Below are 11,163 nucleotides of genomic sequence, written 5' to 3' on the forward strand. Positions count from 1 at the left end.
AGAATGGGGGCGGCCTACCGTTAGGAGATCACGTGGCAATCCGCGTCCTGCTGGTCGACGACCAGCCGCTGCTGCGCACCGGATTCCGGATGATTCTGGAGGCGGAGCAGGACCTGGCCGTGGTCGGCGAGGCCGGGGACGGCCTGCAGGCGCTGGATCAGGTACGTGCGCTCCAGCCGGATGTGGTCCTGATGGACATCCGCATGCCGAGGATGGACGGCGTCGAGGCGACCCGGCAGATCACCGGGCCCGGCCGGGACGGTCCGGCCAAGGTGCTGGTGCTGACCACCTTCGACCTGGACGAGTACGTGGTCGAGGCGCTCCGCGCGGGCGCCAGCGGCTTCCTGCTCAAGGACGCCCCGGCGGACGAGCTGGTCCAGGCGATCCGGGTGGTCGCGGCCGGTGAGGCCATGCTGGCGCCGAGCATCACCCGCCGGCTGCTGGACAAGTATGCGGGGCATCTGCCGTCCGGCGAGGAACCGGTGCCGCAGGCGCTGCACACGCTCACCGAGCGTGAGGTCGAGGTGCTCAAGCTGGTGGCCCGCGGGCTGTCCAACGCGGAGATCGCGGCGGAGCTGTTCGTCAGCGAGACCACGGTCAAGACCCATGTCGGCCATGTGCTCACCAAGTTGGGGCTGCGGGACCGCGTACAGGCCGCCGTGTACGCCTACGAGAGCGGGCTGGTGCGGCCGGGGGCCCAGTAGCCGGGACCGGCCCAGCGAAGGGGGCCGGGGCGTTTCGCCCCGGCCCCCTTCGCGTTCAGCGGGTCAGCCCTTCACGCCCTTGCCGAGCTCCCAGTACTGCAGCTCCGAGCAGGCGTTCATGGCCCACTCGGTACCGGTGATCTGGGACTGCGCCGCCAGGTACTGCTTGCCCTGCCACAGCGGGAGGAACGGCACGTCCTTGGCGATGTTGTCCTGGATCTGCTGGAAGCTGTTCACGGCCGTGCTGCGCTCGGCGACCGTACGGGTCTGCGGGAGCAGCTGGGACTCGATGGCATCGTTGCGGTACGCGCTGCCAAGGAAGTTGTCCTTGCCGAAGAACGGGCCGATGTAGCTGTCCGGGTCCGGGAAGTCCGGGAACCAGCCCATGCCGTAGACCTGGTACTCGCCCTTGCGCTCCGCGGGCCGGTAGCCCGACCACGGCACGCCCTGCAGCGTCACCTTGAACAGACCGCTCGACTCAAGCTGGGTCTTCAGCTCGGTGAACTCCTTGGCGGTGGACTCACCGTAGTGGTCCGTGGTGTAGCTCAGGGCCAGCGAGACCGGGGTGCTGATGCCAGCCCTCTCCAAGGTGCTACGGGCGGCCGAAACATTCGGATTGCCGTAGATGTTGAAGAACGAGTTGGTGTGTCCGGTGATGCCCTGCGGAACCATCGAGAACAGTGGCTGCGAGGTACGCGCGTACACGTCCCGTACCAGCGCGGAGCGGTCGACGATCTGGGCGACCGCCTTGCGCACCGCCGGGTTCTTCACCGTCTGGTCGTTGGTGTTGAAGACCAGGTAGCGGATTTCGGTGCCGGGCGCCTCGACCAGGTTGATGTTCTGCGTCGCGCCGTTGCTCAGCCCGGAGATCTCGTCCGGCGTCATGGTCCGGTTCATCACGTCGATGCGACCGGCCTTCAGCGCGGACTCCATGTCGCTGGAGCTCTTGAAGAACCGCAGGTCTATCTTGCTGTTGCTGAGCTTGGCGTTGCCCTTGTAGTGCGGGTTCTTGTTGAAGACCGCCTTGTCGCTGGAGTCGAACGAGGCGAGCGTGTACGGCCCGGAGCCCAGCAACGAGGTTCCCGAGTAGACCTTGTTGCTCGGGTAGACCTTGCTGTCCACGATCGAGGCGGCCGGGGTGGCCAGCTTGAACGGGAAGGTGGCGTCCGGGGCCTTGAGGTGGAACACGACCGTCGAGTCGGTCGGCGTCTCCACCTTGTCGACGTTGTCCAGCAGCCCGGACGGGCCGTTGGGGTCGTGGATCGCCAGCATGCGGTCCACGGAGAACTTCACGTCCGCGGCGGTCAGCGGGTCCCCGTTGGAGAACTGCAGCCCGGTGTGCATGCTGCACCGGTACGTCTCGCTGAGTTGGTCGGTGAAGCCGCACCGCTCGGCGGCCTCCGGTACCGGGTCGGTGCCGGTGCGGGGGTAGCTCAGCAGCGTCTGGAAGGTGTTGCGCAGGACCGTCCAGGCGGCGACGTCGTACGCGGCTGCCGGGTCGAGCGGGGCCGGGTTGTCCTTGGTCGCCTCGATCCGGTCCGTAGTGCCCACGACGATGGCATCGCCGCCGCCTCCACTGTTGCCGCTGGATCCACCGCATGCGGCGAGGGCGGGCGCGATCAGGCCCACCACAGCCGGCAGCACCAGTAGCTTGCGATTCATCCTCGTTGGTCTCCCTAATCGGCGCTGGTAGTTCATAGCTGCGGGTGGCGCTACGCCTGCGCCACCCGCTCCCCCGGGGGTCTATGTCATGTTTTGTTGTTACTCGCCGCCGGAGCCGTCGTAGAGGTGGCAGGCCACCTGCACTCCGGTCTCCGGCAGCAGCCGCAGTCGCGGATCCCGCGCCTGTTCGAACTCCAGCACGACGTGGCCCCCCTCGGCCTGCATGGCCACCACCCCGCTCCAGAACGGCTCGCGCGGCTGCGCGGCGGAACCCTCTTCGCGAAGGTTCCGGAGGTATTCCAACACTTCTTCCTCGGTGTGCCCTCGGCCGGGTGCGATAGCGAGCCGGTTGAGCTCCGGTTCGCCGAGCGCGACGAGGTCAGCGAAGAGCGACTTCTCCTTCGCGTACTCCTCGACCGGCATCTCCAACCAGCGCCGTTCCAGCAGCGCGCGCAGGTCGCGAGCCTCCCAGCCGCAGCTCGCCAGCGCCACCGGACACCGGGGGTGGAAGGAGCAGCCGAGCGGCGGGCGGGCCGCGTCGGGGATCTCGCCACGCGGCAGTTCGCGCTCCACGGCCTTCGTCGGGTCCGGTTCCGGGATCGCCGCCAGCAGCGCCTTGGTGTACGGGTGCTTGGGGTCGGCGAAGACCTCCTCGGTAGGCCCGTACTCGACGATCCGGCCCAGATACATGATCGCGATGTTGTCGCAGAAGAACTTCGCGCTCGCCAGGTCGTGGGTGACGTAGACGTACGTGAGGTCCAGGTCGCGCTTGAGATCCAGCATCAGCTGCAGGATCTTGGCGCGCACGCTCATGTCGAGCATCGAGATCGGCTCGTCGGCGACGAGCAGTTCGGGATCGGCGATGATCGCCCTGGCGAGCACCGCGCGCTGCTTCTGGCCGCCGGACAGGTCCGAGGGGAACTTGGTGAGGTACCGCTCGGCCGGGGCCAGACCGACCCGCTCCAGGGCGTCGACGACCTTGGCCTCGTACTCCTCGTCGTCCTTGACCAGACCGTGGATGATCAGCGGGTGGCCGACGGCGGTACGGATGTCCATGGCCGGGTTGAGCGAGGCGTGCGGGTCCTGGAAGACCATCTGCAACTTGCGGCGCAGCGGCCGCATTTGGCGCTCGCTGTACTTGACGATGTCCTCCCCCCGGTACCGGATGGCGCCTCCGGTGGCCGCGTTGAGACCCAGCAGGGTGCGCCCCAGCGTGGTCTTGCCGGAGCCGGACTCGCCGACCAGGCCGAGCACCTCGCCCTTGCGCAGGGTGAGGTTGATGCCGTCGACGGCCTTGACCGCTCCGCCGCCGCGGCCGGTCAACCGGCTGAGGAAATTACCGCGCAGGCCGAAGTGGACTTCGAGGTCCTCGATCTCGACGAGCGTCTCGGCGTCGGCGGACACCTCGGCCTCCTTGTCGAGGACGATGGCGGCCGCGTCCGTGTCAGGCTTCGTCGGCAACGCTGATCTCCTTCACCGCGGCGAGCGGCTCGCGCCCGTCCGTTCCCAACTCGTCGGCCAGCGAGGGGTCCACCTCGATCGCCTGGTGCCAGCAGGTGCTGCGTACGCCGGACCGCAGCTGCACCTCGGGCGGCTCCGCGGTCGCGCATCCACGCATCGCCACCGGGCACCGCGGGTGGAACCGGCAGCCCTCGGGAGGGTTGCCGAGGTCCGGCGGGCTGCCCGGAATGTAGTGCAGCCCGGTGGTGGACAGCGAGATGGTGGAGCGGAGCAGTTCCTTGGTGTATGGGTGCTGCGGGTTGGCGAACACTTCGCGGGAATCGCCCTGTTCGACGATATGCCCCGCGTACATCACCGCGACCCGGTCGCATGCTTCCGCGACGATACCGAGATTGTGCGTGATGAGAACCAAGGCGGTGTCAAAGTTCTTCCGAAGGTCCGCGAGAATTTTGATGATCTGTGCTTCGACGAGGACATCGAGCGCGGTGGTCGGTTCGTCGGCCACCACGAACGCGGGTCGCAGCACCAGCGCCAGGGCGATCATGATGCGCTGGCGCATACCACCCGAGAACTCATGCGGGTAGCTCTCGTAGCGGCTGGGCGGAATGCCCATTCCGCGTAGCGCCTCCAGTGAGCGCTCGCGGATCTCCTGCTTGGACAGGCCCTTTTCGTGGGTGCGCAGGGTCTCCTCGAACTGCTCGGAGATCTTCATCAGCGGATTGAGCCGGGTCATCGGCTCCTGGAAGATCAACCCCAGTTCGGGACCGCGCAGCTTCTGCAGCTGCTTGGGCGACTGCTCCACGAGGTTCGTCCCGCGCAGCAGCACCTCGCCGTCCACGGCGGAGCCGGGCGGGGTCAGGCCGAGCACGCCACGCCCGAGGGTGGACTTGCCGCAGCCGGACTCACCGACCAGCCCGAGGGTCTCCCCCGGCCGCACGTCGAAGCTGACGCCGTCGACAGCGCGGACCGGGCCCCGCTCGGTCCCGTACCAGACGCGCATGTCGCGCACGGACAGAACGGGTTCACCGGCTTCGCCCGCAGCGGGCGTGGCCGCAGCGGCGGCATCTGTAGTGGTGGTCATCGACCCTCCTCCGGGGTCTCGACGGGGGCGCCGTCCGAGGCGGGGGCGCCGTCCGGCGCGGTTTCGCCGTCCGGCGCGGGGGCGGGAGCTGCCTTCGTGGCTTTCCTCGGGGCGGCCTTGGTCGCCTTCCTGGGAGCCGCCTTGGTCGCCTTCCTGGGAGCCGCCTTGGTCGCCTTCCTGGGGGCCGCCTTGGTGGCCTTCTTGGGGGTCGCCTTGGTGGCCTTCTTGGCAGCCGTCCTGGAGCCCGCCTTTGGTTCCGCCTCCGGCGCGGGGTCCGTCTTGGACGTGGGTTCCGTCTTGGACGTGGGTTCCGCCGCGGGCTGCGCCGCGGTTGCCGAGTCCGGCTTCGGGCTCGACTTCGGGGCCGATGCGGACCTCGTCCTACGGGCGGCGGGCTGGCGCCTGGGCTTCGCCTGGGGCTGCGCCTCCGGTTCAGGCTCGGGCTCGGGCTCCTGCTCGGGCTTCGCCTCCGGTTCGGGCTGTGCCTCCGGCTCCGGCTGCGCCTCGGCCTCAGGCTGCGCCTCCGGCTCGGGCTTCGCCTCCGGTTCGGGCTGCGCCTCCGGTTCGGGCTTCGCCTCGGCCTCAGGCTTCGCCTCCGTCTCGGACTGCGCCTCGGGCTCAGGCTCCCGCTCGGGCTCAGGCTTCGGCTCCGCCTCTGCTTCCAGCTGGGGCTCGGCCTTCGTCGCGGCGGCGGGCTCCTGCTCAGGAGCGGACGCCGTGGCCTGCTCGGCCTCCGGCTCCGATCGGGCGGGCTCCGCGGAACCGTCGGCGTCCTCCGCCGCGTTCCGGTCAGTCTCCGCCTGCGCAGCCGCCTCCTCGGTCGCCGTCACCGACGCCGCGGCCGTGGCCTTCACGGAGCCGCCGCCCGCCGTGACGAGCCTGCGCGCGGCGCCGCGCGCAGGGAGGATCACCTTGGTGATACGACGCTTGCGCATCGAGGAGTTGAGGACGTCGTTGAGGCCCTCGCCGACCAGCGTGAAGCCAAGGATCGCGAAGATCATCGCGATGCCCGGGTAGAGCGCGGTCCACCACATACCCGCGTTGACGTCGTCGATGGCGCGCTGCAGGTCGTAACCCCACTCGGCGGCCTCGGTGGGCTGGATGCCCAGGCCGAGGAAGCCCAGGCCCGCCAGGGTGGAGATGGCGTCGGCGGCGTTCATGGTGGAGATGACCGGCACGGACTGCACGACGTTGCTGAACAGGTACTTGCGGATCACCACGGACGGCTTGGCACCCATCGCGCGCGCCGCCTCCACGTACAGCGCCTCACGGGCGGACAGCGCCGAGGAGCGCACCACCCGGAAGTACTGCGGGATGTAGACCACGGTGATGGACAGGGCCGCGGTCACCACGCCGCCACCGACCACACCGGAGAAGACGAAACCGGCGACAATCGCCAGCAGCAGGTATGGGAAGGCGAACAGGGCGTCCATCACCAGGACGAGGATCCGGTCCAGCCAACCGCCGAAGTACCCGGCCAACAGGCCCAGCAGCACGCCGAGGATGAGCGAGAAGACGACGGCGAGCAGCATCACCTCAAGCGCGGTGCGCGCGCCGTAGATGGTGCGGGAGAGCACGTCCAGGCTCTGCACGGTGGTGCCGAACAGATGGGTGCCGTCCGGCGCACCCTGCTTGGGGAACGGCTTTCCGCCGGACTGGTACTGGTCGAAGCTGTACGGCGCGATCAGCGGCGCGAACAGCGCTACCAGCACGAACAGTCCGGAGATCACGAACCCGGTCCAGAGCATGAACTTGGGCATGCCGTGGGCCTGGCCGATAGGCGCGAAGGTGCGGCGCAGGCCGCGCAGCCGGCCCGGTTTGACGGCGGGCTTGGTCACCGCGTCCGCGTCGGTGGGCGGAAGTAGGGTTGTCTGGGTCATCTCAGTACCGCACCCTCGGGTCGATCAGTGCGTTCACGAAGTCGATGAGCATGGAGATCACCACGACCACCAGGGCGAAGACGGTGACGATGCCTTGCACCGCCGCGTAGTCACGCGCGTTGATGTAGGTGATCAACGCCTGTCCGATTCCGGGCCAGTTGAAGGTCTTCTCGGTCAGCACGGAACCGCCGAGCAGCATGGCCACCTGCAGGCCGAGCACGGTGACGACGGGCACCAGCGCGTTGCGGAAGGCATGCCGGGTGACCACCGAGGTCTCCTTGATGCCCCGGGCGCGGGCCGCTTCCACGTAGTCGCCCTGCAGCGACTGGATCACGTTGACCCGGATCATACGGATGAAGACACCCACGATGATCAGGCCGAGCGTGACCGAGGGCAGTACGAGGTGCTGGGCGATGTCGCCGACCGCGCTCCAGTCACCGGCGATCGCCGCGTCCAGGATCAGGATGTGGGTGGTGGTCGGTACGTCGAGGCCGACCAGCAGCGAGGCCTGTCCGGAGGACGGCAGCACGTTCAACCCGTTGGGCCCGAAGGCGAGTTGGGCCAGCAGGCCGAGCACGAACGCGGGGGCCGCGTAGGTGATGATCGCGAACAGTCGACCGGCGACATCGATGCCGCGGTCGCGGAACCGGCCGGCGAGCAACCCGACCGGTACGCCGATGATCGTGGCCACGATCAGGGCGCCCAGACTGAGCGAGAGGGTGGCTCCACCGCGCTGGATGATGACATCGCGAACGCTGAGGTTGTCGGAGAAGGTGGTGCCGAAGTTCAGGGTGCCGACCGACTTCAGGTACTCCCAGAACTGCAGGTACAGCGGCCGGTCAAAGCCCGCCGCGTGCCTGCGCGCGGCGAGTTCGGCGGCGGACAGCTTGCCGCCCTGGGACGCCGCGATGGGGTCGCCTGGCGCCACCCGCATCATGACGAAGACCAGAACCAGCAGGATGAAGACCATGGGCACTGCCAGCGCGATCCTGGTGAGGACGTAGCGACGCAGCGACCCGGACTGCTTGCTCATAGAGGGACGTCTTTCTTCACCGGGCGACGGGGCCGGCCCCTGGTGGTTGCCATGGGCCGGCCGACGTCACATGCCGCTACTTGCTGAGTTCGTAGAAGCGGAACATCGACGGATCGAGGGCCTTGTCGGCCCCCTTGACGCCGGTGTGGACGATCGCGGTCTGCTTGCCCTGCCAGACCGGAATGATCGGCGCGTCCTCCGCCTCGGTCTTCTGGATGTCGGCGAGGGCCTGGTTGCGCGTGTTCTGGTCGGTCGAGCCCTCTTCCTTGGCCAGGTCGTCCTGGATCTGGGAGTTCTGGTAACCGGTGCCGAGGAACGGCTGCTTGGTCAGGAACGGCCCCAGGTCGTCGTCCGGGTCCGGGAAGTCCGGGAACCAACCCATCATGTACGAGGCGTAGTTGTCGGCCTTCTCGTCCTTCTGGTACTGCGTCCACTCGGTGGACTGCACGTTCACCTTGAACAGGCCGCTGGCCTCAAGCTGGCGCTTGATGTTGGTGGCCTCGTCGGAGGAGGCGGGGCCGTAGTGGCTCGGGGTGAAGAAGTACTGCAGTGAGACCGGGGTGCTGATCCCGGCGTCCTTCAGGATCTTGGCGGCCTTGTCCTTGTCCGGCGCACCGTACTTGTCCTTGAAGGCCGGGACCTGACCCTGGATGCCGTTGCCGACCATGGAGTACAGCGGCTCCACGGTGCCGTTGTACACCTGCTTGGCGATGGCTTCGCGGTCGATGACCTGGGCGATCGCCTGTCGGACGGGCTTCTGGTCGACGGGCTTCACCTTGGCGTCGAAGACGACGTAGCGCTTCTCGGTGCCGGTGCCCTGGACGACCTGCAGACCACTGGCGCTCTGCAGCGACTTGACGTCGGTGGGCGAGAAGGTACGGAACGCCACGTTGACGTCACCGCCCTGGATCGCCTGCTTCAGCGTGGAGGCGTCGGAGAAGTACTGGATGATGAACTGCTGGTTCTGCAGCTTCACCGGACCCTTGTAGCCCTTGTTGGCCACGAAGTCGGCCGACTGCTTGGCAGCGTACTTGTCCAGCGTGTACGGGCCGGAGCCAACCACCTTGGTGCCGTCGAGCAGCTTGTCCTTGGGGTAGACCTTGCTGTCGACGATCAGCCCGGCGTCGGTCGCGAGGACCTGCGGGAAGGTCGCGTCCGGGTTCTTCAGGTGGAAGATGACCTGGTCGTCGCCCTTGGCCTCGGTCTTGTCGAGGTTGGCGAGCAGGCTTGACGGGCCGTTGGGCGCCGCGATGCCGACCATCCGGTCAAAGGAGAACTTCACGTCATTGGCGGTGAGTTTGTCGCCGTTGGAGAAGGTCAGCCCGGAGTTGAGGGTGCAGGAGTAGGTCTTCGGATCGGTGAAGCTGCAGGACTTCGCCGCGTCCGGCTCGGGCGTGGTGCCGCCGGTCGGGAAGCGCATCACCTTTTGGAAGACGGTGTCGAGGACCTCCCAGGAGCCGTAGTCATATGCGCCCGCCGGGTCAAGTGACGACACCGTTTCGGTGGTGCCGACCACGACAGCCTTGCCACCGGACGCTGATCCCTTGTCGCCGCCGCATGCGGATACACCGATGGCCAAGAAGGCGACGGTGGTGGCAGCGACGACACGCTTGGTACGTGACATCTCGTGAATCCCCTTGCTCAAACGCCGATCGGTTGATTCGGCATTGACCAGCAAGGACCCTAGTGGGAACGCTCGACTCCGCCAGGGCACAGAGAAGTTGAGGCGATATCACGCCCTGATAACGGCACCCAGTGCCCCGATATCCGAACACTGGAGCGATCTACTCTCCAGGTGACCAATCAGGACACAAGGGCAGCGCGCGCCCCCCTCGCCACACAGCGGGATCAGACGGCACGCCAGCTGTCGACTGGGCCGGAATGTGATAAGTATCACGGAACCATACGGCTGCTTGGGCGCGGAATTTCGGCCAACGCATTCGTAACGGAAAATGAGCGGCCAACAGCCCACAGTTTCCGGCGGGCGCCGGGCCTAATTACCGCGACCGCAGAAGCACACGTTCAGTGTGCGGCCGTAACCAGAGAGCGCAGGAAAGTCAGGTCGACCTCTTCGAGCGAGCCCACGATGGTGCGGCCGGGGCCCGGCGCGATCGGTACCAGCGACGGTACGGCGACCACCCGGCAGCCGGCCGCCTCCCCGGAGGCGACGCCGGTGGCGGTGTCCTCCACGACCACGCAGCGGGCCGGATCAGCGCCGAGCCCGGCGGCGGCCAGCAGATACGGATCGGGGTGCGGCTTGGTCCGCTCGACCTCGTCGCCCGCGACCGACAGGGCGAAGTTCTCCGGGCCCAGCGAGCGCAGCACGGTGTCGATGATGTGTCGGTGGGAAGCGGAGACCAGCGCGGTGGGCACCTGGTGGGCGGCGAGTTCGGTCAGCAGCCGCCGGGCTCCCGGCATCAACGGCACACCGTGGCCTATGAGTTCGACGAAGCGCTTGTTGATCAGGACGGACAGCTCGGCGAGCGTCAGCTTGACGCCGGTGACGTCGATCAGGTGGTTGACACTGCGAGTCATCGGGCCGCCGATGACGATCTGACGGTGTTCCTCGTCCAGTACGTGCCCGAGCTCGGCGAAGACCTCCGACTCCGCCTTCCACCAGAATCCCTCGGTGTCCACCAGAGTGCCGTCCATGTCGAGAAGCACCGCCTGCAGGGCGGAGCCCTCGGCGCGCGTCGTCTGGACGGCGGGGATGCTGCTGGTCATCCGGGTTGCACCTCCGTGCGGGGGACGAAGAGGCCGGTCGCGTACCGCGAACGCGGCGGGCGACCGGCCTCTACCGGACCGTCCATTCTACGACCACCAGGGATCAAGCGCGCATCTCACACGTTGCGAGCTGCGACACAGCAGGTCACGGGCGGCCGAAGGGCCCCTACCCGGGGGCCCAGCCACCTGGGCGGCGAGCATCGCGGCGAGGTGGCCGCACCCGGCCTGGCGGTACTGGGCATGGCCTGCCGGGCGGCGTCGGCCGCGCCCGCCCAGGCGCCACGGGTCGCGGCCATCCGGGCCGCACCCGGTCGAGCGGTGTGGTTTGCGGCCGGTTCGATACCGCCGGGCCGCGCCCTCGGGGGTAGCCACCGTTGGGCGGCAAGAGAAGTCCGCCGCGACGGCGCCCAACCACGGTCCCGCACCCCGGCGGGACCGGACCGGCCGCAACGACACCACCCCGGCCGTACGGACAAGCCCAGCGGCGAAGCCCGGAAAGCCCCACCCAACATGCGCCCCGGCCCATCGTCGGAGCCCCGGAAAACCCCACCCAACGCGCGCCCGGCCCCAGGGACGGAGCCCCGGAAACCGCACCCAGCGCGCCCGGCCCCGGGGCAG

At 68.1% G+C, this 11,163-nt stretch carries 8 protein-coding genes; 1 reads left to right on the plus strand and 7 read right to left on the minus strand.

Annotated elements, in window-relative coordinates; genetic code table 11:
* Positions 1 to 32 precede the first annotated feature (32 nt).
* Positions 33 to 704 (plus strand): response regulator, encoded by a 672-nt coding sequence (locus P2L57_RS29065; RefSeq protein ID WP_275819392.1) that lies wholly within the window; start codon positions 33 to 35, stop codon positions 702 to 704.
* A 63-nt stretch (positions 705 to 767) separates the two neighbouring features.
* Here P2L57_RS29065 and P2L57_RS29070 read toward each other — a convergent pair whose 3' ends face one another.
* From P2L57_RS29070 to P2L57_RS29100, 7 genes are all read right to left on the minus strand, one after another.
* The gene (locus tag P2L57_RS29070) at positions 768 to 2,366 is read right to left on the minus strand and encodes an ABC transporter substrate-binding protein (protein WP_275819394.1); all 1,599 of its coding nucleotides are present in this window, start codon (positions 2,364 to 2,366) and stop codon (positions 768 to 770) included.
* A gap of 99 nt (positions 2,367 to 2,465) precedes the next feature.
* Entirely contained in the window at positions 2,466 to 3,827 is a 1,362-nt protein-coding gene (locus P2L57_RS29075; protein ID WP_275819396.1) for an ABC transporter ATP-binding protein, read from the minus strand.
* Complete coding sequence (locus tag P2L57_RS29080) at positions 3,811 to 4,908, minus strand: ABC transporter ATP-binding protein (protein WP_275819398.1); 1,098 nt, start codon at positions 4,906 to 4,908, stop codon at positions 3,811 to 3,813. Before P2L57_RS29080 ends, P2L57_RS29075 begins: the two co-directional genes overlap by 17 nt.
* Positions 4,905 to 6,788: an ABC transporter permease gene (locus P2L57_RS29085; RefSeq protein WP_275819400.1), complete on the minus strand. Its 1,884-nt coding sequence runs from the start codon at positions 6,786 to 6,788 to the stop codon at positions 4,905 to 4,907. The genes P2L57_RS29080 and P2L57_RS29085 overlap by 4 nt, the downstream gene beginning before the upstream one ends.
* Before the next feature lies 1 nt (position 6,789).
* Positions 6,790 to 7,821, minus strand: a complete 1,032-nt coding sequence (locus tag P2L57_RS29090; RefSeq protein WP_275819401.1) for an ABC transporter permease — start codon at positions 7,819 to 7,821, stop codon at positions 6,790 to 6,792.
* Positions 7,822 to 7,897: 76 nt separating this feature from the next.
* Complete coding sequence (locus P2L57_RS29095; protein WP_275819403.1) at positions 7,898 to 9,445, minus strand: ABC transporter substrate-binding protein; 1,548 nt, start codon at positions 9,443 to 9,445, stop codon at positions 7,898 to 7,900.
* Between the two features lie 398 nt (positions 9,446 to 9,843).
* Positions 9,844 to 10,545, minus strand: a complete 702-nt coding sequence (locus P2L57_RS29100) for an HAD family hydrolase (protein WP_275819405.1) — start codon at positions 10,543 to 10,545, stop codon at positions 9,844 to 9,846.
* Positions 10,546 to 11,163 lie beyond the last annotated feature (618 nt).

This window comes from Streptantibioticus ferralitis (assembly GCF_029223525.1).
Lineage (GTDB): Bacteria > Actinomycetota > Actinomycetes > Streptomycetales > Streptomycetaceae > Streptantibioticus_A > Streptantibioticus_A ferralitis.